Origin of the sequence: Streptomyces sp. NPDC018019, from assembly GCF_044327805.1 — a bacterium.
Classification (GTDB): Bacteria; Actinomycetota; Actinomycetes; order Streptomycetales; family Streptomycetaceae; genus Streptomyces.
The window spans coordinates 1-23,158 of record NZ_JBIRGD010000023.1 but is presented as its reverse complement, the minus strand read 5'-3'; the positions used below and the strand labels follow the sequence as shown (position 1 = coordinate 23,158).

The 23,158-nt window shown below is 72.3% G+C and carries 23 protein-coding genes and 2 pseudogenes; 17 read left to right on the top strand and 8 right to left on the bottom strand.

The genetic code is table 11. The features are described 5' to 3' along the window. The first annotated feature begins 73 nt into the window (after positions 1 to 73). From ACH4FX_RS31140 to ACH4FX_RS31115, 6 genes are all read left to right on the top strand, one after another. Positions 74 to 1,405, top strand: a complete 1,332-nt coding sequence (locus ACH4FX_RS31140) for a class I adenylate-forming enzyme family protein (protein WP_398484575.1) — start codon at positions 74 to 76, stop codon at positions 1,403 to 1,405. A 9-nt stretch (positions 1,406 to 1,414) separates the two neighbouring features. Further along, positions 1,415 to 2,584, top strand: coding sequence for an FAD-dependent monooxygenase (locus ACH4FX_RS31135; RefSeq protein ID WP_398484573.1), 1,170 nt, complete (start codon positions 1,415 to 1,417; stop codon positions 2,582 to 2,584). 96 nt (positions 2,585 to 2,680) lie between these two features. Then, positions 2,681 to 3,178: a DUF2975 domain-containing protein gene (locus tag ACH4FX_RS31130; RefSeq protein WP_398484571.1), complete on the top strand. Its 498-nt coding sequence runs from the start codon at positions 2,681 to 2,683 to the stop codon at positions 3,176 to 3,178. After that, entirely contained in the window at positions 3,178 to 3,414 is a 237-nt protein-coding gene (locus ACH4FX_RS31125; RefSeq protein WP_398484570.1) for a helix-turn-helix domain-containing protein, read from the top strand. Before ACH4FX_RS31130 ends, ACH4FX_RS31125 begins: the two co-directional genes overlap by 1 nt. A 136-nt stretch (positions 3,415 to 3,550) precedes the next feature. Then, a complete protein-coding gene (locus tag ACH4FX_RS31120; protein WP_398484568.1) occupies positions 3,551 to 5,584 on the top strand; it encodes an ATP-binding protein in 2,034 nt (677 codons plus the stop codon). Positions 5,585 to 5,591: 7 nt separating this feature from the next. Continuing rightward, the gene (locus ACH4FX_RS31115; protein ID WP_398484566.1) at positions 5,592 to 7,100 is read left to right on the top strand and encodes an ABC transporter substrate-binding protein; all 1,509 of its coding nucleotides are present in this window, start codon (positions 5,592 to 5,594) and stop codon (positions 7,098 to 7,100) included. Between the two features lie 355 nt (positions 7,101 to 7,455). Here the strand turns inward: ACH4FX_RS31115 and ACH4FX_RS31110 are convergent, their stop codons facing one another. Then, positions 7,456 to 8,214 carry a dienelactone hydrolase family protein gene (locus tag ACH4FX_RS31110; protein ID WP_398484564.1) on the bottom strand — a complete coding sequence of 253 codons (759 nt, stop codon included), beginning with the start codon at positions 8,212 to 8,214 and terminating at the stop codon, positions 7,456 to 7,458. A 219-nt stretch (positions 8,215 to 8,433) separates the two neighbouring features. Here ACH4FX_RS31110 and ACH4FX_RS31105 point away from each other — a divergent pair. Then, a pseudogene (locus ACH4FX_RS31105) lies at positions 8,434 to 8,550 on the top strand (transposase); the annotation flags it as partial. A gap of 49 nt (positions 8,551 to 8,599) precedes the next feature. After that, entirely contained in the window at positions 8,600 to 8,869 is a 270-nt protein-coding gene (locus ACH4FX_RS31100; protein ID WP_398484562.1) for a DUF6193 family natural product biosynthesis protein, read from the top strand. 117 nt (positions 8,870 to 8,986) lie between these two features. Here the strand turns inward: ACH4FX_RS31100 and ACH4FX_RS31095 are convergent, their stop codons facing one another. Next, positions 8,987 to 9,712: an SDR family oxidoreductase gene (locus ACH4FX_RS31095; RefSeq protein WP_398484558.1), complete on the bottom strand. Its 726-nt coding sequence runs from the start codon at positions 9,710 to 9,712 to the stop codon at positions 8,987 to 8,989. 62 nt (positions 9,713 to 9,774) lie between these two features. Between ACH4FX_RS31095 and ACH4FX_RS31090 the strand changes: the two genes are divergently transcribed. After that, complete coding sequence (locus ACH4FX_RS31090) at positions 9,775 to 10,170, top strand: MerR family transcriptional regulator (RefSeq protein ID WP_398484556.1); 396 nt, start codon at positions 9,775 to 9,777, stop codon at positions 10,168 to 10,170. A gap of 197 nt (positions 10,171 to 10,367) precedes the next feature. On the opposite strand, the gene ACH4FX_RS31085 is transcribed toward ACH4FX_RS31090, so the two are convergent. Further along, the gene (locus ACH4FX_RS31085) at positions 10,368 to 10,889 is read right to left on the bottom strand and encodes a hypothetical protein (protein ID WP_398484794.1); all 522 of its coding nucleotides are present in this window, start codon (positions 10,887 to 10,889) and stop codon (positions 10,368 to 10,370) included. On the opposite strand from ACH4FX_RS31085, the pseudogene ACH4FX_RS31080 reads away from it, so the two are divergent. The 3 genes and pseudogenes from ACH4FX_RS31080 to ACH4FX_RS31070 form a co-directional block, all read left to right on the top strand. Next, positions 10,794 to 11,243: pseudogene (locus ACH4FX_RS31080) on the top strand (hypothetical protein); the annotation flags it as partial. The gene ACH4FX_RS31085 and the pseudogene ACH4FX_RS31080 overlap by 96 nt on opposite strands. 39 nt (positions 11,244 to 11,282) lie before the next feature. After that, positions 11,283 to 11,651 (top strand): hypothetical protein, encoded by a 369-nt coding sequence (locus ACH4FX_RS31075; protein WP_398484793.1) that lies wholly within the window; start codon positions 11,283 to 11,285, stop codon positions 11,649 to 11,651. 5 nt (positions 11,652 to 11,656) lie between these two features. After that, positions 11,657 to 12,103 (top strand): cyclic nucleotide-binding domain-containing protein, encoded by a 447-nt coding sequence (locus ACH4FX_RS31070; protein ID WP_398484777.1) that lies wholly within the window; start codon positions 11,657 to 11,659, stop codon positions 12,101 to 12,103. 94 nt (positions 12,104 to 12,197) lie between these two features. On the opposite strand, the gene ACH4FX_RS31065 is transcribed toward ACH4FX_RS31070, so the two are convergent. Both ACH4FX_RS31065 and ACH4FX_RS31060 read right to left on the bottom strand, forming a co-directional pair. Further along, the gene (locus ACH4FX_RS31065) at positions 12,198 to 12,692 is read right to left on the bottom strand and encodes an RICIN domain-containing protein (RefSeq protein WP_398484554.1); all 495 of its coding nucleotides are present in this window, start codon (positions 12,690 to 12,692) and stop codon (positions 12,198 to 12,200) included. A 104-nt stretch (positions 12,693 to 12,796) separates the two neighbouring features. After that, positions 12,797 to 13,306 (bottom strand): RICIN domain-containing protein, encoded by a 510-nt coding sequence (locus tag ACH4FX_RS31060; RefSeq protein WP_398484552.1) that lies wholly within the window; start codon positions 13,304 to 13,306, stop codon positions 12,797 to 12,799. A gap of 419 nt (positions 13,307 to 13,725) precedes the next feature. On the opposite strand from ACH4FX_RS31060, the gene ACH4FX_RS31055 reads away from it, so the two are divergent. Together ACH4FX_RS31055 and ACH4FX_RS31050 are read left to right on the top strand one after the other, a co-directional pair. After that, positions 13,726 to 14,403 carry a CBS domain-containing protein gene (locus tag ACH4FX_RS31055; RefSeq protein WP_398484550.1) on the top strand — a complete coding sequence of 226 codons (678 nt, stop codon included), beginning with the start codon at positions 13,726 to 13,728 and terminating at the stop codon, positions 14,401 to 14,403. A 201-nt stretch (positions 14,404 to 14,604) separates the two neighbouring features. Next, positions 14,605 to 16,161, top strand: a complete 1,557-nt coding sequence (locus ACH4FX_RS31050) for an AMP-binding protein (protein WP_398484548.1) — start codon at positions 14,605 to 14,607, stop codon at positions 16,159 to 16,161. Positions 16,162 to 16,177: 16 nt separating this feature from the next. On the opposite strand, the gene ACH4FX_RS31045 is transcribed toward ACH4FX_RS31050, so the two are convergent. Together ACH4FX_RS31045 and ACH4FX_RS31040 are read right to left on the bottom strand one after the other, a co-directional pair. After that, positions 16,178 to 17,008, bottom strand: coding sequence for an alpha/beta fold hydrolase (locus ACH4FX_RS31045; protein ID WP_398484546.1), 831 nt, complete (start codon positions 17,006 to 17,008; stop codon positions 16,178 to 16,180). 121 nt (positions 17,009 to 17,129) lie between these two features. Next, entirely contained in the window at positions 17,130 to 17,753 is a 624-nt protein-coding gene (locus tag ACH4FX_RS31040; protein ID WP_398484545.1) for a TetR/AcrR family transcriptional regulator, read from the bottom strand. 60 nt (positions 17,754 to 17,813) lie between these two features. On the opposite strand from ACH4FX_RS31040, the gene ACH4FX_RS31035 reads away from it, so the two are divergent. Together ACH4FX_RS31035 and ACH4FX_RS31030 are read left to right on the top strand one after the other, a co-directional pair. Further along, on the top strand, positions 17,814 to 18,893 hold the full coding sequence (locus ACH4FX_RS31035; protein ID WP_398484543.1) for a hypothetical protein: 1,080 nt from the start codon (positions 17,814 to 17,816) through the stop codon (positions 18,891 to 18,893). Between the two features lie 161 nt (positions 18,894 to 19,054). Beyond that, the gene (locus tag ACH4FX_RS31030; RefSeq protein ID WP_398484541.1) at positions 19,055 to 20,131 is read left to right on the top strand and encodes a glutamate--cysteine ligase; all 1,077 of its coding nucleotides are present in this window, start codon (positions 19,055 to 19,057) and stop codon (positions 20,129 to 20,131) included. Between the two features lie 117 nt (positions 20,132 to 20,248). Here ACH4FX_RS31030 and ACH4FX_RS31025 read toward each other — a convergent pair whose 3' ends face one another. Further along, entirely contained in the window at positions 20,249 to 21,202 is a 954-nt protein-coding gene (locus ACH4FX_RS31025; RefSeq protein WP_398484539.1) for a helix-turn-helix transcriptional regulator, read from the bottom strand. 156 nt (positions 21,203 to 21,358) lie between these two features. Between ACH4FX_RS31025 and ACH4FX_RS31020 the strand changes: the two genes are divergently transcribed. Beyond that, on the top strand, positions 21,359 to 22,939 hold the full coding sequence (locus tag ACH4FX_RS31020) for an MFS transporter (protein WP_398484537.1): 1,581 nt from the start codon (positions 21,359 to 21,361) through the stop codon (positions 22,937 to 22,939). Positions 22,940 to 23,158 lie beyond the last annotated feature (219 nt).

Here is a 23,158-nt window from a genome sequence, read left to right as displayed (position 1 = left end):
AGGAAGAACCGCCCACCCCCCGAACGCACGAAGAACTCTCCAGCTCTCGTAACACGAAGAAAGCGAGCCTCTCATGTCCCGCCACCACCACCCCGATGCCGCCCTGATCGACGAGCAGGGCCCCCTCACCCGCGGCGAGCTGCGCGCCGCAATCACCGGCCGGACCGCCGAGCTGGCCGCCGCGGGCCTGCGCCCCGGCGACCGGGCCGTGCTGTGCCGCCCCAACGGCCGTGCGTGGGTGATCGATTACCTCGCACTCGCGGAGCTGGGCGCCGTGAGCGTCCCGCTGAACGCCGCCTCCGCACCGGACGAGATCCATCACGCGGCCCGCGACAGCGGCTCCGTCCTCGTCCTCACCGCGGACGGGCCCAGCCCGCCGCCTCCCGCACCGCGCTCCCCCGCCACCGACTTCACCGGCATCGCGACGCTCGCCTACACCTCCGGCACCACGGGCCGCCCCAAAGGCGCGCTCCAGACCCGGCACGCGGTCCGGCTCGGCGGCGGGAACATCGCCCGGCGGCTCGCGCTCGGACCCGGCGACACGGTACTCAGCCCGCTGCCGCTGGCGCACACGTACGGCACCAACGTCCTGAACGCCGCACTGTCCGCAGGGGCCGCCCTGGTGCTGCTCACCCGCTTCACCGAAGACGCGGTCACCGAGGCGCTGCGCCGGCACCGCCCCACCGTGCTGGCGGGAGTGCCCACGATGTACCGCAGGCTGCTGGCCCGCACGGAGCTGCCGCTGGAGTCGGTGCGCTGTTCGCTCTCCGCGGGCCAGCCCGCCGGCGCACAGCTCGCCCGCGACTGGCAGGAGCGGTCCGGGGCCGTCTTCGCCGAGGGCTGGGGCATGACCGAACTGGCCGGTCTGGCCGCGCTCACCCCCGCCGACGACCCCGGCCACCCGGGCACGTCCGGCCCGCCCGTGCCGGACGCCGCGGTCCGTACCGGCGAGGACGGCGAGCTCCTGGTCCGCGCGCCCTTCGTCACCCCCGGCTACCTCGGCGCCCCGGAGGCCACCGCGATGGTCCTGACCCCGGACGGCGAACTGCGCACCGGGGACGTCGGCGAGGTGACGGCCGACGGCGGGGTCACCGTGCTGGACCGCCTCAAGGACGTGATCCTGTGCGGGGGTTACACGGTCTACCCGGCCGAGGTGGAGCGGGTGATCGCCGGCCATCCGTCCGTGGCCGCGGTCGCCGTCACCGCCATGCCGGACGCGGTGCGCGGCGAGTCGCCGCGCGCCTGGATCGCCACCGTCCCCGACGCGGCGGCCGACGAGGCCGCGATCCTCGCCCACTGCCGGGCGCACCTGGCCCCGTACAAGATCCCGCGCCGTACGACGTTCCTGCCCGAACTGCCCACCACCGCGGGCGGCAAGGTCGCCCGCGGCCGGCTGCCCCGCTAGGAGGCCGTCATGTACACCACCTCGACACCCGTCATCGTCGTGGGCGCCGGTCCGGTCGGGCTGGCCACCGCCCTGCTGCTGCGGGCCCGCGGCCTGGCCGCCACCGTCCTGGAGGCGGCGGCGGAGACCGCGCCCCGGCCCGGCAGCCGGGCGATCTTCCTGCACCGGCAGTCGCTGGCCACGCTCGCCGCCGCCGACCCGGTACTGGGCGCCGAACTGGTCGGCAACGGGCTGGTCTGGGGCGCGCGGCGCACGAGCTTCGCGGGCCGGGACGTGCACCACCGTGCGTACATCCCGCTGCCGGCCGACCGCGCGCCCTTCTCCAGCCTTCCGCAGCCGGTCATGGAGGAGCTGCTGCGGGCGGCCTGCCGCCGTGCCGGCGTGGAGCTGTGCTGGGAGACCCCGGTCACCGGCGTCACCACGTCACCCGACGGCGTGCAGGTGCGTACGCCGGACACCGTGTTCGGCGCCGCGTACGCCGTCGGCTGCGACGGCGCCCGGTCGGCCGTGCGCCGGGCCATCGGCGTACGGCTGCACGGGCCGCGCTCCCCGCACGCCTTCCTCGTGCTCGACCTCGCGGACGACGCCGCGCACCCCCTGCCGCGGGAGCGCGCCTTCCACTACCGCGACCCGCGGATGGCCGGACGGAACGTGCTGACCGTGCCGTTCCGCGGCGGGCTGCGGGTGGATGTGCAGTGCCGGCCGGACGACGATCCCGATGTGCTCGGCGGGGCCGCGGCGGACTGGCTGCCCGCTCTGCTGCCGGACGGCCACGCCTGCTCCGTGACGTGGTCCTCGCACTACCGCTTCCAGCAGGTGGTCGCCGACCGGCTCACCGACGCGTACGGCCGGGTGCTGCTCGCCGGGGAGGCGGGGCACCTCTTCGCCCCCTTCGGCGCGCGGGGCCTGAATTCGGGCATCGCCGACGCGGCGGCGGCCACGGCGGCGGTGGCCACCGGCGACGTGGCCGGTTACGCGCGCGCCCGCCACCGGGCCGCCGTCCTCAACCGCGGCGCCGCCGGCCGGGCCCTGACCCATCTCACCGCGCCCACCCCCTGGCACCGCGCCGCCCAGCGGCTGGCCGCCGCCGCTGCGCCCCGTTCGGGCCGGGCCGGGCGCTGGCTGGATTCCGCGCCGTACGGCCCGCGCGACGCCGGGATTCCGGGGAGCCGCTACTGAGGGGCGTGGCCGTTCGTGCGCGCCAGCGCCCGCACAGTCTTGGCCAACTCGCCAGAATCGATTGATTCTCGATAGAGAACGATCGAGAATCGATACATGCATCGATTCTTCATCGGCACGCTCCAGGCCGGTATCGCCGTGGCGTTCCTGCTGGGTCTCTTCGGTCAGCTCATGGTCGTACCGACGACGGCGGCCGACGAGGTCGACCGCTTCCCTCCGTACGCCCCGTTCGCCGTGCCCTACACGGCGGTGGCCATCGCGGTCATCGCCTGTGTCCAAGTCGGCCTGGTCGCCCTGGGGATGCTGCTCACCATGGTCGAACGCGACGCGATCTTCACTCCGCGGGCCTTCCGGTGGGTCGACATCATCATCGGGGCCGCGGTGGTGGCGACGCTGCTGGCGCTCGGTGTCACCGTGCACCTGGGCCTGGCCGAGATCCCCTCGCCCGACGACGGCATGGACGTGGTCGGCGCGCTGGGCGCCGCGACCGTCTGCACTGCCGTGGGAGCGGCGTTCGCGATGCTCGTCGTCGTGATGCGGAGCCTGCTGCGCAAGGCGACGGAGCTGCGCACCGAGATGGCCGAGGTCATTTGATGGCGATCGTCGTCGACCTCGACGTCCAGCTCGCCCGGCGCCGGATGTCGGTCGGCGAGTTCGCCGAGGCGGTCGGCATCACGCCCGCCAACATCGCCGTACTGAAGAACGGCCGGGCGAAGGCCGTACGGTTCACGACGCTCGACGCGATCTGCCGTACGCTCGGCTGCCAGCCCGGGGACGTGCTGCGCTGGGTGCCGGACGACGACGCGGACGGCGAGGCGGACGGCGGTTAGCCGGTGGCCGGACGCCGCGCACCGCGCCTCAGCAGCCCCATGCCGCTCACCGGTTTCGTCTGCTTCTGAAACCCCTTGCGCGGCACGGTATTTGCTGCATCCTGGTCCTTCACGACGGTGACCACGAGGGGGGACAGTGCAGTCCCGACGTGATCAGATGATCCGCGCGTTCGTCGGGCAGCGGCTCGTCCGGGGCCGCGGTGAGCACGCCCGCCACCCCGTTCTGCTGCTGCTCGGGCCCCGCGGCAGCGGCAAGACGGCGCTGACGGGCCGGCTGGAGAACTGGGGCCGCAGCGCGCCCATGGCCGCCCTGGACCTCGCGGCGCTCGACGACGGCGTGCACCACCCGGTGGACGTCCTGGCCCGCATCGCCTTCCAGCTCAACGCGCGCCGGCGCGACTTCCCGCCGCTGGCCCTGCCGTCCTTCGCGGTCCTGCTGATGGCACTGTCGGCCGAGGCCGACCCGGAGAGCCGGGACGCCGCACTGGGCCAGATGCGCGAGGCGCTGCGCACCGGCCGCGCGGAGGACCATTCGCTGGCGGTGCTGCGGGAACTGGTGACCTCGGTCGGCGTGCCGATGGGACTGCCCGGCTGGTCGGCGGCGGTCGTGCCGCTGATACAGGGCTGGCAGCGGGCCCGGGTGTGGTGGGGCGTGCACCGGCGACTGGGCCGGGTCCCGCGCGGTGGCGGCAACCGCCCCCAGGTGCCCGCGGATGCGCTCGTCGACCTCAACCACCACTTCCGGCACGGCACGGCGGCCCAGCGCGAGCGCGCCGAGTCGGTGCTGTTGCAGGCGTTCCTCGCCGACCTCCAGGGCGCGTACACCAAGCACGGCGGCGACCGCGCCCGTACGCTGCGCTGCCTGGTGCTGCTGGACAACGCCGACAGCGAGCTGGGGGACGCGTTCCTCCAGGCCCTGACCGAGGCGCGGGCCGCCGCTCCGGAACAGCCGGACCCCCTGGTGGTCGTGGCCTGCGCGCGCCGTCCCCCGGAAGTGCTGCGGCAGCTGGAGGTCGGACCACGGCAGCTCGGCAGCTATCTGTCGTGCTGGCAGCCGCCGGAACAGGAGGACGGTCCGGAACTGTTCGTGCCACGGGTGGTCACCCGGCCCGGCGGCGGCGCCCGGCTGGAGGTGGCGCAGCTGCGCCTGCTGGACCGGTCCGAGGTGCAGGAACAGGCCGGTCCGTACGTGAAGCGGATGCCGTCGGCCGCGCTGGCCGGCCTCACGCACCCGGTGGCGTGGCTCGGCCGTACGGTCCATGAGCTGACGCGCGGCCATCCGGCGGCCACCCGCGCCGTGCTGGAGGCGCTGGAGGACTTCGCGCCGGAGGTGCCCTGCGGGCGGCGGCTGCGCATGGTGATGGCGCCGGAAGGGCCGCACTCCGTCGCGGACGAGCTGCTGGCACTGCTGCTCCAGGACCTGCCGCAGGAGCTGGGTGACGCCCTGCCGCGCGCTGCCGCCGCCGTCACCCTCGGGCAGGCCGCGAGCGCCGGTGACCTGTGGCGGCGGGGTGACGCCCCGCCGCGGCTGCTGCGCGGCCTGGCCCACGACGATCAGTACGCCGAGCGGATCGCCTTCGACGGCCACCAGCACAGCGCTCTCCCGGTCATCGTCCGCAGACTGCTGCTGGGCAGGCTCGCGTTGGCCGCGGCAGCGCCGGACGGCACGTCACCGTGGGACGCCGCCCACGACATCCTGGGGGCCGCCGCCGAGTCGGGCCGTGTCGGCGCCTACCACCGGCTGGCGGGCGGTGATGTCGAGGGTGCCGCGGTCTATCTGTACGACCGCTTCCTCGGCGTGTGCGGGGGCGACGGCTCAGCACGGACGTGGTGCGAGGAGCTGTCCTGGATCCAGCGCGCGCCGCGGCGCTGGGACGCGGAGGCGCTGGGGCGTTCGGCGGGCGCGGAGTTCCGGCACCGGATCGCTCCGGCGCAGGGCCCGCCCGACCTGGTGATGGTCGGCCGCCTGCTGGTCGCCGGGTGGATCACCACCCATCCGGCGACCGACCCGTACGCGGCGCTGTGGTCCGACCCGCTGGGCGACCCGGCGGCCGAGCTGTATCCGAAGATTGTCGATGCACTGCAGACCCTGAGCGGCCGGCTGAGCGACGAGACGGACCACGACGTGCTGTGGCAGCGGGCGGCCGCCTACGAGAGGAAGCCCTGGTGAGCGTCGGATGAGTGACGACGACCGGCTCCAGGTCCCGCGGCCGCGGCCCCGTGTGTGGCTGCGGACCGCTGTCGCCCTGGCCGCCGCAGGCGCGCTGGGCGCCGGCGGGTACTGGGTGTACGACACGGCGTTCGTACGGTGTGCCGACGGGGTGCGCGAGCAGGGGCCGCACGGCGAGTGCGTGGGCGTGACCGACGGCTCGTATGTGTTCGACTCCGCGCTGCGGGACATCTCACGGCAGATCCTGGCCGAGAACCGGCGGGTGGCGAAGTCCGGCAAGCCCTGGGTCTCGGTGGCGTACCTCCAGCCGATGACACCCGGCCCCGGTGACAAGGGGCGCGACATCATCCGGCGGGAGCTGGAGGGCGCCTACCTGGCCCAGCGGGAGCTGAACGACCCGCAGCGCGGCGGGCGCGGCGACTCGCCCCAGATCAAGCTGCTGCTGGCGAACAGCGGTGCCGGGTCCGAGCAGTGGGAGCCGCTGGTCGACCAGCTCAAGGAGATGAAGGACGGCGACCAGCACCTGGTCGCGGTGGCGGGGCTCGGGCAGAGCCGCCGCACCACCCAGGAGGCGATCGACGCCCTGCGGGCCGCCGAGATACCGATGATGGGCTCCACCGTGACCGCCGACGCCATCAACCGGCCCGGCCAGACGGGGTTCTGGCGGGTGGCGCCGCCCAACGCCGACCAGGCGTCGGCGGTGGTACGCCATCTGCGTGCCCTGCAGAACCGGCCCGGCAAGCGGCCCTACCGGGTGACGACCATCAAGGACCGCAGCGAGCAGGACACCTACAGCACGTCCCTGAACCGGGGCTTCACCACGGCCGCCGCGCGCCAGGGGCTGAAGCTGACCGACCTCGGGCTGGCCTACAGTTCGGCCGATCCGGCCACCGCCAACGCCTTCTCCTCACTGGCCGACCGGGTGTGCGCCGACCCGCCGGACGCGGTGTACTTCGCGGGCCGCGGGCGCGCGCTGCGCGGCTTCATCGAGGCGATGGCCGCCGCCGGGCGACGCTGCGCCACCTCGGTGTTCACCGGTGACGACGTGGTGGGCGTCTTCGACGTGCCGGAGAGCTACGAGGCGCGCCAGGCCTTCCGGAAGGTCTGGGAGCGCAGCCGCCTGACCGTGCACCACACCGTACTGGCCCACCCGGACCAGTGGCTGAAGACCTATCCCGGCGACGGGAACCCGCTGCCGGAGTTCCGCGACGCCTACCGCAAGGAGATCCGCCGTACGGCCGGGGAACTGTCCGACGGACAGGCCATCATGGGCCACGACGCCCTGCTCACCCTCGGCGTGGCCATCCGCGACGGCGCCGGCCGGCAGGGCAGCGGCCCGGTGACCACCGGCAGCACCCGCCAGATGCTGTTGCAGATCAGCGGCAGCAAGCCGGTGTACGGGGTCAGCGGGCCGATCCGGTTCGACGACCACGGAGACCCCGAGGGCAAGCCGCTGGCACTGGTCGAACTGGAGCCGGACGGCTCGTACGCCTTCCGGCAGGTGGTGTGGCCGTGACCGCCGCCGGTCGCTCAGGCATCGTCTGTGGTTCCTGGTGAGCCCGTATCGCCTGTCTCACCCCGCAGGATCTGCCTCACTGCAAGAGACGCGGTTCACCCCGTTACGTACCGTTCCGTCGCACGCAGGTCCGGGAAACAAGCGGCACCTGCAAAGCACTGATACGCATGGTGGAGCACAGACCAGCAGGAAACGACCTCTTGATTGCCAAGGAACGGACCAGCGGGGACGCTCCCATGACGTCGGCCCACGCGCCGGGTACCTCCGGCCGCACGCCCAACGGCCGTGAGCGCGCGGTGCGGAGACGATCGGGCGAGGTCCGGCGGGCGGCGAGACCGGGTCCGCGGGAGCGGGCTCAGTTGAACGTCTCGTCGAACAGGTCGAGCATGGCCCGCCACGACCGCTCGTCGGACGCCCGGTCATAGGCGATGCCGGGCGTGACCGCCCGCTCGCCCTCGGCGGCGGGGCCCTCGATGACCCGGCCGTCCGGAGTGACGGGCGGGTGGGTGAAGCTGTGCTGCGCGCCGCCGTACAGGTTCAGTCGCCAGTCGACGCCGGCGGCCCGCATCTCCTCCTCGAACATGCGCCGGTGCTCCGGCGTGATGAACGGGTCCTCGGAGCCCACGCACACGAGTATCTTGCCGACGATACGGGCGGCGTCCTCGGGCCGCTTCGTGGTCAGCGAGGGGTGGAAGCCGACGACGGCCTTGATGTCCTCGCCCGCGCGGGCGAGTTCGAGGGCCATGGTGCCGCCCGCGCAGTAGCCGATCGCGGCGACCCGCGACGGGTCGGTCCGCGGCTCGTCGAGGAGCACGCCGAGCCCGGCGCGGCCGAGGGCCCGCATACGGTCGGGGTCGCCGAGCAGCACATCGAGGCGCGCGGACATCTCCTCCCGGTCCGCGATCCACTGGCCCCCGCCGTAGTAGTCCAGCGCGAACGCCACATAGCCCAACTCCGCCAGCCGCTCGGCCCGGTGGAGCTGATGGTCGTTGAGACCGGCCCCTTCGTGGGCGATGAGCACCGCGGGCCGCGGGCCCGTCCCTTCGGGCAGCGCCAGACGTCCCACCATGACCGTGTCGTCCACGCGGTACTCGATCGACCGAGTCGTGACCATAACCGTGAACTGCCTCTCTGAGCGCTGGATTCGGATACGGGCAAAACTAACGCCAGATCAGGCAGGGACAAGATCTTTTCGCTTCCGGTGATCCTCTGTTCGCCCTGGGCTTGTCCTGATTCCTTGGTAGCAGCGCATGCCGGTCATTCGTAGGATCGGTGAGCCCGAAGGCTCCGGGTATGGCAGTGAGCTTGTCGCCGTCTGACGGCTGAAAAAAACTTGGGGGCCGGGGTCGACATCGGCAAGGAGCATCACCACTGCGTGGCACTCGGCGCCCGGGGTGAACGGCGGCTGTCGCGCCGTGTCGGCAACGACGAGCCCGAGCTGCTGGAGCTGACTCACGTCCCTGGCCTTCGTCTTGATCGGTGCACCTTGGCCGGAGCACATGATCAGACGAAGACCGTCTCGACGTCCGGCGGTTTCCACGCCTGCCTACGCGGAACCCCGTCTGCGCCGGCTGTTCCCCTGGACCGGGATGAGGGAACTACACTTCAGCCGCTGCACCGAACAGCGGTGGGCCTGGGACGTCCCCTACGTCCAGCCCGCCACCGACAACGCCTACCAGGTCTCCGGCCCCCTCCGCGGCGAAACGACAGGCCCGGCGGCCACAGCACAGGAAGCCATCGCCATGTCCCGCAGGATCTGTCTCACTTGAAGAGACGCGGTTCCACCCTGTTATGTACCCCTCCGTCGCACGCAGATCCGGGAAACAAGCGGCACCTGCGAAGCACTGATACGCATGGTGGAGCACAGACCAGCAGAAAACGGCCTCTTACGGTTTGGCGGCGTCGTGTGCGGACAGCTGCGGATACAGAAGGGCCGGGTCCTCGCCGAGCCGGGACTTCCACTGGGCCGTCCGCCCGTCGGCCAGCACTTCGAGGGAACCGGCCTCCAGGCCGTCCAGCGCCGCCCTGGAGATCACAGCGGGGTCCGACTTCTCGTCCTCGATGCCGGCCATCATGTCGGTGTCGACGCTCGCCATGGCCAGCGCCGTGACCTGAGTGCCCTGATCGGCGAGTTCGTACCGGATGCCGTTGGTCAGCGCCCAGGCCGCGGCCTTGGACGCCCCATAGCTGTTGGAGTGCTCGTACGCCATCCACGCCATGACCGACAGCACATTCAGCACGGCACCGCCACCATTGGCGCTCAGGACCGGCGCGAAGGCACGCACCATGCGCAGGGGGCCGAAGAAGTTGGTCTCCATCTCCAGCCGGATGTCCTCCTCCGCGCCGTCGGTGAGCCGGGCGAAGGTCGACACCCCGGCGTTGTTGACGAGCAGTGTCGTGTCGCCGGCCAGGGCCGCGGCCCGGGCCACGGACGCGTCATCGGTGACGTCCAGCCTCAGCGGGACGACACCGGGCATCTCGGGAACGGACTCCGGCCGGCGAGCGGCCGCATAGATCTTTTTGACGCCCCTGCGCCGCAACTCGGTGACGAAGCTGTGCCCGATGCCCCGGTTCGCGCCTGTGACCAGCGCAATCTCGTTTCGCATGTCCATGCCCGCTACGCTAAAACCTCACGCCAACGTGAGAGTCAAGCGCGGGAAGGGGAAACGGGGCGATGAAGATCGGGGAGCTCGCTCAGCGGGCCGGCGTGAGCGTGCGCGCGTTGCGCTACTACGAGGAACAAGGCCTGCTCAGCCCGGAGCGCACTCCGTCGGGACAGCGCCGCTACACCGAGGACACCGTCGAGGTGGTCCGCCTGTTCCAGCAGTTCTACGCGGCCGGCCTCAGCAGCCGTGCCATCGCGGCCTTGCTGCCCTGCGTGAACAACGGGCGCACCACCGCCACCCAGCGCCGCATGCTGCGCGCCGAACGCGACCGCCTCGCGGACCGGGTCGAGGAAATGACCCACACACTGCGCCGACTCGACCAGCTCATCACAGCCGCCGACAACCACGGCGGGACGGCTCACAGCCACTCGTCGAGGACTGCGACCAGCACGGTCGCCTCGTAGCGGACGGCGAGCTTGTCGTACCTCGTGACCACCGCACGTGGCGCTTGAGGCGGTGGATGCCACACTCGACCGCATGGCGCTCTGTGCAGTCGGCCGGATCGAACTTCGGCGGCCGACCGCCGCGGGAGCCGCGCTTTGTGCGGTGGGCGACCTGGTCGCGCCGACCCCAGCCGGGGCACCCGGATGCCCTCCAGGACTCAGGCCGCCCGTACGGTCTGCGGTGCGCTCGTACGGACACCCAGGCTCGCGCTGTTGCGGCGCAGGAGCAGCACGGCGGTGGTGGCGAGGATGCGGAAGCCGCTCGCGGTGTCGTCGAGGCCGCGCAGGAGACCGACGCCGATGTTCTGGGCGCCGTCGAAGAACTGCGGGGCCATGACGACCAGCGGCAGGTGGGTGGCGATGGAAACGGCTTCGGCTCCCTGGGCCCGCCGGTGTCGAAGGAGAGGCGCAGGACCAGGCCGGGCACCGTGGCGTAGACCACGGCGACGACGGTCATGACGGCGCCGGCGCAGGGCGGTGTCGGTGCGGCCGAGGGCGAGTTCCCGGCTGACGTGGATGAACGCGGCGTGGGAGAGGCCGACGGCGACCTGGAAGACGATGCAGACGAACTGGTTGACGGCGGTGTGCGCAACCAGCGCGGCGCTGCCGAACGAGCCGGCCATCAGCGCGGTGACGGAGAAGAAGCCGGCCTCGGAACCGTAGGTAGCGGCGATGGGCACGCCGGGCCGGACAAGGCGGCGGACCGTGGCACAGTCGGCCCCGGCGATGTTCAGGCTGAGCCGGGGGCCGACTCGGTCGTCACCCTCGCCACCGGCTCCGCACCGTACGGACCGGCCGCCCGGGCACTCCCCGCCCGGGGCGCCCGCCCCACCGGGCCACTCACGCACCGGCCGAGACGTCCGCGGTCCCACCCGGAGGCTTGCCCGCTCCGGCTGCACCGCGCGTCGTCGGGGCGCGGGAGATACCCGCCCGGGTCGGCAGACTCCTCGATTCCGTCGGCCTGCCCGGCGACTTCGCCCAGCGCTACCCACGAACTCTCCGGCGGACAGCGCCAGCGCGCCTCCGTAGCACACGCCCTGGCCACCGAACCGGATCTCCTCCTGTGCGACGAGGTGACCTCCGCCCTCGGCCCCGCGTCCGCCGCCGCGATCCTTAGCCTCCTCGCCCGACTGCGCGCCACGCGCCGGCTGGCCCTCGTCCTCGTCAGTCACGAAACGGACCTGATCGCCGCCTACACGGGCACCGTCCACCTGCTGCGGGCCGGGCGCGTCGGCCGGCCTGCGACGCCCCGCGAAGGCGCCGCGCCGGCCTGTCCCGGCGGCCCGCGCAGGGCTGTTCGGCCGGGGGGCGGGGCTGTTCGGCCCCTGCCGGTGCGCCACCGCACGGCGGACGCTGAGGACATGGGAACCGCCGGTGCCCGACGGCCTGCCCGGGACGCCGCAGGCGCCGGCGCCGCGGAGGAAGCGGAGGTGGAGCGGTGAGGACGATGACCGGACGGCTCGGTGCGCTGCCCGTGGAACACCGCGAGCGGCTGATGGCGCTGGCCCGGGAGGTCTCCTTCCCGGCCGGTCTGCGGATCTTCGAGGAGGGCCGGCGGGCCGACCGCTTCTGGATCATCCGTACCGGGGCGGTCCAGCTCGACATCCGGGTGCCGGGGCGCCGGGCCGCGGTGGTCGAGACCCTGCACCCGGGCGATCCGCTGGGCTGGTCCTGGCTCTTCCCGCCGTACGGCTGGCAGTTGGGCGCGGAGACGCTGAGCCCGGTACGGGCCTGGGAGTTCGACGCGCAGGAGGTACGGGCGCTGTGCCACGAGGACCCCGTGCTCGGCCACGCGCTCGTGCTCATGTACGCCGAGGTGATCGGCGACCGGCTGCGGTGCGCACGCACCCGGCTGCTCGACCTCTACGGGCCGTACGGGAGCGGAGTGCGCTGACCGCCCGTGTCCGGGCCCCGGCCGGGCGCCCGGGGCCCGGACACGGGTTTTCGGCGGCGGCCGTCACCGGACGGTGGCGGCCGGGCCGTTGTGCTCACGACTTGCGCACGGTCCACCGCGTCGCCGGCAGCTTGTGCACACACGCCACCGGGCGGCCCGAACCCGCGTCACGCAGCCAGCAGAAGTCCGCCAGGTTCTGATAGCGCCTGCGCGCTCCCTCGTCGGGCGTGACTCTCCAGGTCTGGCTGTCTTCCGGGTCCTCGCGCTCGCATTCCTTGAGGACGATGTCGGCGGACTGCCTGCCGACGAGCGTGGCGCAGGTGTCCGTACGGGCGTGGACGATCCGCACGCCGCCGTGCAGCGACTCGAACCGCCATTTCTGGGCCCGGGTCCGGTTGCAGTCCCACCAGGTCTGCACCACCTCTCCCGAATTTCCCGCGGCGTCCAGACACGGCCCGTCCTCACTCCGGACCTGGTAAACCGTGGGGCGGGCGGGGGCCAGGGCGGACGGCTCCGCGGCCTGGGCGACACCCGTCGAGGCTCCGAACAAACCGATGCTTGTCAGCAGACTGAGGAATCGACCTTTCACTGGTTCACCTTCGCGGAATACGTCGAAAAGGCGCTGCGGCTCGCCCGGCGCCGGGGCTCCCCGCGCGACGGCGTCGCACGAAGAGCCCCGGCCGGGTTCACCCGTCAGGACCGGGACACGGTCCAGTACGACCCGCTGTCAGGAGTGGTGCTCGTTCCCGAACCGCTCCCGTTGTCGTACAGGTAGCCACCGTCCTCGGCATTCTGGAACTGCTTGGGATTGCCCTGCGCGGGAATACGCTGCCAGTCCTGTGAATCCTCCTGGTCACCGCAGACCCGGAGCCGCACCACCGTGTCTCCGTTGGAGTTCTCTTCCCGCGTGGCACACAGGCCGCTGCGGTGGTGCACAAGATTCACGCTCTCCGGACCGGAGGACTCGAAGCGCCACTTCTGATTGGCGGTCCGGTTGCAGTCGCTCCACGTCCGGACGAGCGTGCCGTCCTGCGGCTTGCCGGGGCCGACGTCCAGACAATTACCCTTGTCACTCTTCAACTGGTAAGTAAACACGGCACCGCCGCCCGGCGGTTCCTCTTCGGCAACTGCGGGCGATGCGGCCATCGGCAACAGTCCCGCGGCCACCGCGAGAACCGCGAACGCAAACTTCGCCTTTCCCATTTCCGTCCCTTTCAAAGAGTGTTACGGACGGCCTCTCCGCCGTCCGCTCCTTGCATGCCCTCGCCGCCGCCGGTCCAATCGGCGGACCGCGAAAAAAAGAAATCAAAAGACAGGGCGACTTTTGCTGTCCGATTCGATCAGAACCACGTCACTTCCGCCGACGAACGGATGACGTTATTTCGGCATCAGCGGATCACCGGATCAGCTGCATAATGGCCCGCTGAATGCAAGAAGGTTTTTGCGGCCCGTCGAAACCTTTTACCACGGACGCCCGGCAGGCCGTCGTCCGCCGGGCCGCGCGTGCGGGCACCTCCACGAGGGGGCGGCGGCGCGGCGGGGCCCGGCCGGGGACGGTGTGTGATGCACAGGTCCGCGAGGCACAACCCTGGGGGAAGGAGCCCGCGCTGAAGGAGTCCGTGATGCAGGAGCCCGTGACGCAAGGGAACAACAACCCCCGCACCGTCGGCGACGTGATGACCCGCACCGTGATCAGCATCGGCCGCGCCGCCCCGTTCAAGGAGATCGTCCGCACCATGGAGCAGTGGAAGGTCAGCGCCCTGCCGGTCGTGGAGGGCGAGGGGCGGGTGGTCGGCGTGGTATCCGAGGCCGATCTGCTGCCCAAGGAGGAGTTCCGCGACCACACGCCCTCGCGCATCGAGCAGATGCGCGTCCTGGACGCCCTGATCAAGTCCGGTGGCGTCACGGCCGAGGAGCTGATGACCGCGCCCGCCGTCACCGTCCACGCGGACGCCAGTCTGGCCCAGGCGGCGCGCACCATGGCCTGGTACCGCATCAAGCGGATGCCGGTGGTGGACGCCGTGGGCCGGCTCGAAGGCGTCGTCAGCCGCAGCGACCTGCTCAAGGTCTTCCTCCGCGAGGACGCGGAGATCGCCGAGGAGGTCCGGCGCACGGTCGTCGGCCAGCTCTTCGCGCACCGCAAGCACGAGTTGACCGTCCAGGTCTCCCAGGGCATCGTCACGCTCGCCGGCACCATCGCCGACACCTCGCTCATACCGGTGGCCGCGCGGCTGGCCCGCGCGGTCGAAGGCGTGGTCGACGTCGACATACGGCTCCGGGGTGGCCGCGGTCGCTCGTGAAGCGCGGGGGCGGGCCGCACCCGCCCGCCCCGTCCGTGCGGCGGGCACGGCCGACCGGCCCGTACCGCACAGGCAAGCGCGACGCGCCAGTCACTTTTCAGACATCATGTGCTGTTCATCGGCACGACACCTTCATACGGCAACCAGTTGTTAGCTTACCGAGAAGTAGTAATCGCCTACATCGGTAGGGAGACATACTTCATGAACGCCGACACTGCCGTAGAGGTGAATTCCCGCACGAGCGAATTCCGTACCTATGTCGAAGCCGTCCTCGATGTGCTGGCCGCCGCTCCGGACCGTCCGGTCATCACCACGGCGGACGGCCGGCGGATCACCGCCGGAGAATTCCGTGACGACGTGTACCGCATCGCGCGGGAATTGCGCGGCCTGGGTATCGGGCGCGGCAGCACCGTGTCCCTGCTCGCCGGCAACCGGCCGGAGGTCCTGACCGCCCGGTACGCGGCCAATCTGCTCGGGGCCCGCGCCGTCTTCCTGTACCAGGGCATGGCGCCCGGGACGCTGGCGCACATCGCGCGCAGCGTGGACACCGAGCTGCTGCTCGTCGACCCGGAGCTGCCGGAGGCCACCGGGAGCCTGCTGGCCCACGTGCGGCCCCCGAACGTCCTCTCCTTCGGCCCCGGTCCGCACGGGCCGGACCTGCGGGCCCGCGCCGCGCGGCACGCACCCCGTCCCGTACCGAGTGCGGCGCGCCCCGAGGACGACTGGTGCATCCGCCACACCGGCGGCACCACCGGCGTCCCCAAGGGCGTCCGGATGGCCCACGGCCCCTACACGGACATGCTCGCCTTCGGCTCCCTCGGCGCCGGCGAACCGCCCCGCTTCCTGGCCTGCACCACCCTCGCGCACGTGGCCGGCAACATCGCCGACGCCACCTTGCTGGCCGGCGGCTCCGTGGTCCTCCAGGACTCCTTCGACCCGGGCCGGGTGCTCGCCGCGATCGAGCGCGAGCGGATCACCCACCTGTGGCTGCTGCCCCCGCTGATCTACCGGCTGCTCGACCACCCCGCCCTGGCCGGCACCGATCTGTCCAGCGTCCACCGGATCTCGTACGGCGGGTGCGCCGCCTCACCGACGCGGCTGCGGCAGGCGCACGAGACCTTCGGCGCCGTCCTGTTCGGCGGCTACGGCCAGTCCGAGGCGGGCCACGTCACCGTCATCGGCCCCGACGAGCACGCCAGGCTGTCCGAGGACGGGCAGGCCACGGTCGGCCGTGTCGTCCCCGGCGTGGAGGTCGCGATCCACGACGAGCGCGGCGAGCCGGTGCCCGTCGGCGCGGTGGGCGAGATCCGGGTGCGCTCCGGCCAGGCCATGACCGGCTACTGGAAGCAGCCCGAACTGACCGCGCAGGTCCTGCGCGACGGGTGGGTGCACACCGGGGATCTCGGCTACCTCGACCACGAGGGCTACCTGTACATCGTCGACCGGCTCAAGGACATGATCATCGTGGTGGGCGGCCACGTCTACACCGGCGAGCTGGAGGACCTGCTGCTCACCCACCCGGACATCGCGCACTGCGCGGCGTTCGGCGTGCGCGGTGCGGACGCCGGTGAAGAGGTGCACGTCGCGGTCGTCCCCGTACCGGAACGCCCGCTCGACCTGGGGCGGGTGCGGGAGTTCGTGACCCGGCACAAGGGCGCGATGTACGCGCCCGCCGGGCTGCACCTGGTCCCGGAGATCCCGCTGACTCCCGTGGGCAAGCCCGACAAGAAGCGGATCCGGGCGACGCTGGGCGCGTGACGGGGCGGGCGGGGGCTCAGTTCTCCCCCGCCCGGTTCGGTTTCCGGCCCGCGAAGAATTCGATGATCGCGGAATTCACGGGTTCGGGTTTCTCCAGATATCCGTAATGGCCGCACCCGGCCAGCTCGGTGTACGTACTGCCGGGAATGCATTCGGCGACCTCGCGGACCAGCCTCGGGCGGACGATCCGGTCGTCTTCGAATGCGATGACCAGGCACGGGCACCGGATTGACCGGTACGCGGGCCGCCGGTCCGGAATGACCTGGAGGCGCAACTGCCCGCGGAGGCCGGCGAAATCCGCCGCGGCCGACATCTCGAAAACATCCAGCCAGCCCCGGAGCCGTTCCTCGTCGCCGAGCGTCTCCCCCGACAGGTACTGGAGGGCCTGGACGTAGGCCGCGTACCGGGGCGGGAGCACGGTGCCGCCGTCGCACAGGTCGAGTTCGGCCGCCGCCATGGCGCGGATCAGCGTGTCGGCCCGGCCGATGGTGGCCATCAGCACGGCCTGGCGGACGAGTTCGGGCCGGGCCACCAGCAGTTCCTGCACGATGACCGAGCCCAGCGAGAAACCCACCACGCGGCACGGTTCCGGGCTGACGTGCGCGATGAGGCCGGCCAGGTCCGCCGCCATGTCGTCGAGGGTGAAGTACCGGCCGGCGTGACCGTCCGGTGCGATGCCCCGGTTGTCGAAGGTGATCACCCGGTAGCCGGCCGCGGTCAGCGCGGGCACCTGGTGCGCGCGCCACACCCGTCCGGGCGCTCCGGTCCCGGTGACCATCACGACCGGCTCCCCGGCGCCGTACTCGTCGTACGCGAGACTGATTCCGTTGGTTCGCAGCACCGGCATGAGCCCGCCCCTCGTCCGCGGAACAACCCACGCACCATCACAGCAGATCCCGGCGGACGGGCGCCGAGGTGTCCAACCGCTCGCGCCCCGGCGCAGCGCTGCGGCGGCCCCGGCTCCGCCGCTACTCGCCCACCTGGGGCTCCCGTTGAGCATCGGGCCGGTGCCCGACCAGGGGCAGGAACAGCCGGTCCACGATCTCCTCCAGGTCGGCCTCGGCCGGCGTCCGGCGGGCCATGAAAAGCTCGTGGACCACCAGCACGACCGGCAGCGTGACCAGCCGGTCGGGCAGGGCCTCCACCGCGCCCCCGACCTCGCCGCGACGCGCCGCGCGCTCCAGGAGCGTCCGCATCCAGTCGCGGCCCGGCCCCTCGTTGCGCGCGGCCAGGTACGCCGACAGCTCCGTCTGTCCCTGTTCCGCGGCCAGCACCTCGCGGACCGGGCCCAGTTCCCGCATCCGCCGGATGACCAGGCGCAACAACGCCAGGACGTCGCCGCGCAGTGCACCGGTGTCGGGCGGCGCGTCCGGCAGGGGCGGCGCCTGATGGCGCAGTGCCGCGAGGACGAGTTCCCGCTTGGTGGGCCAGCGGCGGTAGAGCACCGGGCGGCTGGTGCCGGCCCGGTCGGCGACGGCCTCGTACGTCAGCCGCTCGTAGCCGACCGCGGCCAGCTCGGCCCAGGCCGCCGCCAGGAGCGCCGTCTCCAGCTCGGCTCCGCGGCGCCGTTTGCGCGTTGACTCTTGAGACACGCCGTGTATCTTACTGGCATCCTTAAGATACAGAATGACTCTTATCGGAGGCGGTCGGTCATGCGCGGCAAAGGCATCCACTACGACACCGGCACCTTCCCCAACGGGGACACCTCCCGCCCCGTGTTCGATCCCCGGGACGCCGAGCGGGAGATGCGGGTCATCGCCGAGGACCTGCACTGCACCGCGGTCCGCATCACGGGCGGCGACCTGGACCGGATCGAGACCGCGGCCCGGCCCGCGGCGGCGGCCGGGCTGGAGGTCTGGTTCTCGCCGTTCCCCTGCGAGATGACGGATGAGGAGATGCTGCCGTACTTCGTCGACAGCGCCGAGCGGGCCGAACGGCTGCGCCGGGACGGCGCCGAGGTGCGCCTGGTCACCGGCTGCGAATTCAGTGTGTTCGCCCGCGGCTACCTGCCCGGCGACACGCTCGACGACCGCACCGCGGTCCTCGCCGGTCCGGACCGCGAAGCCGCGGTCAAGGTCATCCCCGACAAGGTCAACGCCTTCCTCGGCGAGGTGGTCACCGCCGTCCGGCCCGTCTTCGGCGGCCCCCTCAGCTATGCCTCCAACCCCCTGGACGGCGTGGACTGGGGCCCGTTCGACATCGTCGGCCTGAACCACTTCCGCAGCCTGCGCAATGCTGCCACCTACCGCGACGACCTGCGCAAGGAGATGGCCCACGGAAAGCCGGTCGCGATCCTGGAGGCCGGCTGCTGCACCTACCGGGGAGCGGGCGACCACGGCGGCGCGGGCTGGTACCTCGCCCGGCAGCCGGACGGCACCGTGCCCCGGCCCGACCTGGTGCGCGACGAGGAGGAACAGGTCCGCTACCTCGACGCACTGCTGCCCGTCTTCGAGGAGGAGGGCGTCGACTCCCTCTTCTGGTTCAGCCTGGCGGGGTACAGCACCCCCTACCGCGCCACCGGCCCCGACCCGGACCTCGCCTCGTACGGCATCACCAAGGTGCTCGACGCGGACAGCGGTGTCCCCGCCTCCGAGCGCGCCTACCCGGACCTGCCCTGGGAACCGAAGGCGGCGTTCCACGCGCTCGCCGACCGCTACCGGGCCCTCGGACGGCAGGCCGCCATCACAGGCCGCGGAGGGCAGCGAACCGCCACTACGGGCGCCGGGCGGTGAACCGCCGCACAGGGTACGGAGGTTCGCTGCCTCCCCTCCCCCGTTCTCATCACGCCACTCGGTGGCCGTCGTCCCCCTTGTGCCGTGCCGCGCGAACGTTTCCCATGGCAGCAGGCCCGAAAATCCGTCCTGCTGAGCGTCGCCGGTAGAGAGGCTGTCGTATGCGGAGCGTGGGTGTGGAAGAAGAGCTTCTCCTGGTGGACCCGCACTCGGGTGAGCCGCGAGCGGTCGCCGGAACCGTACTGGCCTCGACGCCGGAGGACTCCACCCTGGACAAGGAGCTGCACCGCGAGCAGCTGGAGATCGCCACCCGCCCCAGGACGCTGATCGAGGACCTGGCCGCGGAGGTCGGGCGCTGGCGCGGCGAGGCGGCGCACCGGGCGCGCCGGGCCGGTACGGAACTGGTGGCCCTGGCCACCTCTCCCCTGCCCGTCACGCCGTCCCTCAGCGTGGACGAGCGGTACCAGCGGCTGGAGGCGGAGTTCGGCCGGACCGCGCAGGAGCAGCTGACCTGCGGCTGCCACATCCACGTCGCCGTGGAGTCCGACGACGAGGGCGTGGCCGTACTGGACCGGATCCGCCCATGGCTCCCGACGCTCCTGGCGCTCAGCGCCAACTCGCCCTTCTGGCAGGGCACGGACACCCGGTACAGCAGCTACCGGAGCCGGGTGTGGGGCCGTTGGCCGTCCTCCGGGCCCACGGAGCCCTTCGGGTCCGCGGAGAACTACCACCGGCGGGTGCAGGAGATGCTGGCGACCGGCACTCTGCTCGACGAGGGCATGATCTACTTCGACGCCCGGCTGTCGCGCCACTACCCCACCGTGGAGATCAGGGTCGCCGACGTCTGTCTGGAGGCGGACGACACGGTGCTGCTCGCCGCGCTGACGCGCGGGCTGGTCGAGACGGCCGCCCGCGCGTGGCGCGCCGGCGAGCCGCCGGACCCCGCCGGGATCGGCCTGCTGCGGCTGGCGTGCTGGCGGGCCGGCCGGTCGGGGCTGTCCGGCCGGCTCGTGCATCCGCTCACCTGGACGCCGGCGCCCGCCGAGGCCGTGGTCCGCGCCCTGCTCGACCACATCAGCGAGGCGCTGGAGGACATCGGCGACCTGGGACTCGCCAAGGAGGGCCTCGACACCCTCATGGGACGCGGCAACGGGGCGCACGTCCAGCGGGAGGTGCTGCACCGGGCGGGGGACCTGCGGTCGGTCGTCGCGGAGTGCGTACGGCGTACGACGTCTTGACGGAGGTACGGACGGGGCGGGCTCCGTGCTCGTAGCCCCCGGGACGGGTTTCCCGGTGGCCAACGGAGCGGGTTCTCCCGGACCGCGGGGAATCAGTGAGTGTCGTTGCCTTGAGACTCAGGACGTGTGCGCGGCGCGCTGGCCGGAGTGCGCCGTCGCTGTCCCGTCATCGCTCAACTGCCCCAGTTTCGCCGCCGTCCCGTCGTCCGACGGCAGGCACGAGACCAGCGTGACCCCGGGGGTCTCGACCGGTGTCAGTTTGACGTAGTCGAAGGTCAGGCGGCCCAGGCGGGGATGGTCGAAGACGCGGCGGGTGGGACGGAACTCGGCGATGTCGTGGGTGTCCCACCAGGTGCGGAATTCCTCGCTGCGGGCGCGCAGGTCGGCGGTCAGACGGGTGAACGCCGGGTCGCCCGGGTGCCGGTCGGCGTTGGCCCGGTACTGCTCCAGCAGCGTACGGGCCTGATCCGGCCAGTCCGCCAGGAGCGTACGGATGCGGGCGTCGGTGAACACCAGGCGCAGCAGATTGCGTTCGGGGGTGTCCCAGTGGTCCGGGTCGCCGATGAGGCCCGCTTCGGCGCGGTTCCACGCCAGCAGGTCCCAGTTGGCCGCGACCACGTACGCCGGGTGCGGGTCGAGCGCGTCCACCAGCCGCTGCAACGGCCGGCCGCCGGTCCGTACCCCGTCGGGGGCCGGCAGCGGCTGTCCGGCCAGCGCGAACAGGTGGCGGGTCTCGGCCGGGGACAGGTTCAGGACCCGGGCCAGGCTGTGCAGCACCTGGCGGCTCACGGTGATGTCCCTGGCCTGTTCGAGCCAGGTGTACCAGGTGACGCTGACCCCCGACAGCGTCGCGACCTCCTCGCGGCGCAGTCCGGGCGTACGGCGGCGGGGACCGGCCGGGAGGCCGGCGTCGCCGGGGGCGATGCGGGCCCGGCGGGAGCGGAGGAACGCGGCCAGGACCCGGCGCCGTTCCCGGCCGTCCGTGGCCGCTCCCCCGCCCGGCGCGGCATCGCGCCCTTCGCTCAGCGCGGCGTCGTCCTGTCCGCTCCGCCCGGCATCGCGCCCGCTCATTCCGGTCCGACTCCTGCCCGTTCCCCGTGCGTGTTCCGTGGGCACGCCCCACTGGACTCTCCTGTCTCCTGCGGAGCCGGAGGCGCACGGGGGTACCGCGACCACCAGCATAAGTTGCCTCTGTATCGCCGCCCGGGCCCGGCCGAGGGTCGGGGCATGACGTACACCAGGCATCCGGCCGACTCCGGCGACGGCGTCCGCGACTCCTCGGACGGCACCCGCACCATGAACGGCCCGCACGCCACGGCATCGAGCACCCGCACTGGGAAAGGCCCGCACGCCACGGCATCGAGCACCCGCGCCGTGGAAAGCCCGCACGCGACGCCGGGTGGGCCGCCGTCCCCGTGGCGTGCGCTGTCCGTCGTGCTGATCGGCATCTTCGTGGCCGTACTGGACACCTTCATCGTGCTCGTGGCGACCCCGGCGATCCAGCAGGACCTGCACGCCTCGGACGCGGACGTGCAGCTCGTGCTCGCCGGTTACCAGCTCGCCTACGCCGTCGCTCTGATCACCGGTGCCCGCCTCGGCGACCTCATCGGCCGCAAACGGTGCTTCCTGACCGGTATGGCGCTCTTCACGCTCGCTTCGGTGGCGTGTGCCGCCGCCCCCGGCGCCGGGGCGCTCATCGGCGCGCGGCTCGTCCAGGGGCTCGGCGCCGCCGTGATGTCCCCGCAGGTCTTCTCGACGATCCAGGTGCTGCTGCCGCCGGAGCGGCGGGCGCGGGCGTTCGGGGTGCTGGGCGCGGTCATCGGTACGGCAGGCGTCGCGGGGCAGCTGCTCGGCGGCGTCCTCGTCTCCGCCGACCTCTTCGGCACCTCCTGGCGTCCGATCTTCTGGGTGAACGTGCCCGTCGGCCTGCTCACGCTGGCGCTCGCGGCCGTCCTGGTCCCCGAGTCGCGGGCCCCCGGGGCGCGCCGCCTCGACCTGGCGGGCGCCGCCGTGCTGACGCCCGCGCTGTTCCTCCTCGTCGTGCCGCTGGTCGAAGGCCGGGAGGCCGGCTGGCCGTGGTGGACGTGGCTCAGCCTGGCCCTGGGCGTCCTCGCCCTCGGCGCCTTCGCCGCCGTGGAACGCCGGGTGGAGGCACGCGGCGGCTCCCCGCTCGTACGGCTGCGGCTGTTGCGGGAACGTGCCTTCGCCGTCGGGATGACGCTGGTCCTCCTCACGTACTTCGGGATCAACTCCTTCTTCCTGGTCCTGTCCGTCACCCTGCAGGACGGCCTCGGCCTGGGCACCCTCGCCGCCGGCCTGTTCTACCTCCCCTTCGCGACGGCGTTCTTCGCCGGCAGCCTCGTCGCCGGGCGCCTGGCCCGCCACGGGCGGCGCCTGTTGCAGGCCGGTGCGCTCGTCCTCGGCCTCGGGCACGCGGCGGCCATCGCGGTCGTCCTCCGCGCCGGTGCGGCGCTGACCGCCTGGTCCCTCGTCGTACCGCTGCTGGTGATCGGCGCGGGCACCGGCGTGCTGGTCACGCCCCTGCTCAACGCCGTGCTCGCGCGCGTACGGCCTGCGGAGATCGGCATGGCGTCGGGCGTCCTGTCCACCGGCCAGCAGGTGGGCGGGTCGGTCGGTGTGGCCGCCGTCGGCGTGATCTTCTACGGCACGCTGGGCGGCGCCGCACACCACGACCCGAGCGCCTACGGGCCTGCCCTGGCCGCCGCGCTGGGCTTCTGCCTGGCCCTGGCCGTCGTGGTGTCCGTCCTGCTGCGGGCGCTGCCGCAGCCGCCCCGGACACCTCGTTAGGCAGGCCGGGCTCCGTCCCTCCGTACCGCTGTGGTTCCTGGTGCCCCTGTGGAATGATCACGGCACCTAGGTGTCTTTCGGATCATCCTGGGCCCGCAGCGCCTGGCTGATCCGAAAGATACGACCTAGTAGTGCTTCGTTAGGTTCTGGTCTTGGTCAGTGGGCGGCCGCAGGTGGTGCAGGTTCCGGTCCAGCACCGCAGGAGGTCCTGCAGGGCGT

Excerpts from the sequence above, each read along its gene's own strand:
- ACH4FX_RS31140 (WP_398484575.1), top strand. The coding sequence starts at position 74 with ATGTCCCGCCACCACCACCCCGATGCCGCCCTGATCGACGAGCAGGGC.
- ACH4FX_RS31135 (WP_398484573.1), top strand. The coding sequence starts at position 1,415 with ATGTACACCACCTCGACACCCGTCATCGTCGTGGGCGCCGGTCCGGTC.
- ACH4FX_RS31130 (WP_398484571.1), top strand. The coding sequence starts at position 2,681 with ATGCATCGATTCTTCATCGGCACGCTCCAGGCCGGTATCGCCGTGGCG.
- ACH4FX_RS31125 (WP_398484570.1), top strand. The coding sequence starts at position 3,178 with ATGGCGATCGTCGTCGACCTCGACGTCCAGCTCGCCCGGCGCCGGATG.
- ACH4FX_RS31115 (WP_398484566.1), top strand. The coding sequence starts at position 5,592 with ATGAGTGACGACGACCGGCTCCAGGTCCCGCGGCCGCGGCCCCGTGTG.
- ACH4FX_RS31110 (WP_398484564.1), bottom strand. The coding sequence starts at position 8,214 with ATGGTCACGACTCGGTCGATCGAGTACCGCGTGGACGACACGGTCATG.
- ACH4FX_RS31100 (WP_398484562.1), top strand. The coding sequence starts at position 8,600 with ATGATCAGACGAAGACCGTCTCGACGTCCGGCGGTTTCCACGCCTGCC.
- ACH4FX_RS31095 (WP_398484558.1), bottom strand. The coding sequence starts at position 9,712 with ATGGACATGCGAAACGAGATTGCGCTGGTCACAGGCGCGAACCGGGGC.
- ACH4FX_RS31090 (WP_398484556.1), top strand. The coding sequence starts at position 9,775 with ATGAAGATCGGGGAGCTCGCTCAGCGGGCCGGCGTGAGCGTGCGCGCG.
- ACH4FX_RS31070 (WP_398484777.1), top strand. The coding sequence starts at position 11,657 with ATGACCGGACGGCTCGGTGCGCTGCCCGTGGAACACCGCGAGCGGCTG.
- ACH4FX_RS31060 (WP_398484552.1), bottom strand. The coding sequence starts at position 13,306 with ATGGGAAAGGCGAAGTTTGCGTTCGCGGTTCTCGCGGTGGCCGCGGGA.
- ACH4FX_RS31055 (WP_398484550.1), top strand. The coding sequence starts at position 13,726 with ATGCAGGAGCCCGTGACGCAAGGGAACAACAACCCCCGCACCGTCGGC.
- ACH4FX_RS31050 (WP_398484548.1), top strand. The coding sequence starts at position 14,605 with ATGAACGCCGACACTGCCGTAGAGGTGAATTCCCGCACGAGCGAATTC.
- ACH4FX_RS31045 (WP_398484546.1), bottom strand. The coding sequence starts at position 17,008 with ATGCCGGTGCTGCGAACCAACGGAATCAGTCTCGCGTACGACGAGTAC.
- ACH4FX_RS31035 (WP_398484543.1), top strand. The coding sequence starts at position 17,814 with ATGCGCGGCAAAGGCATCCACTACGACACCGGCACCTTCCCCAACGGG.
- ACH4FX_RS31030 (WP_398484541.1), top strand. The coding sequence starts at position 19,055 with ATGCGGAGCGTGGGTGTGGAAGAAGAGCTTCTCCTGGTGGACCCGCAC.
- ACH4FX_RS31025 (WP_398484539.1), bottom strand. The coding sequence starts at position 21,202 with ATGAGCGGGCGCGATGCCGGGCGGAGCGGACAGGACGACGCCGCGCTG.
- ACH4FX_RS31020 (WP_398484537.1), top strand. The coding sequence starts at position 21,359 with ATGACGTACACCAGGCATCCGGCCGACTCCGGCGACGGCGTCCGCGAC.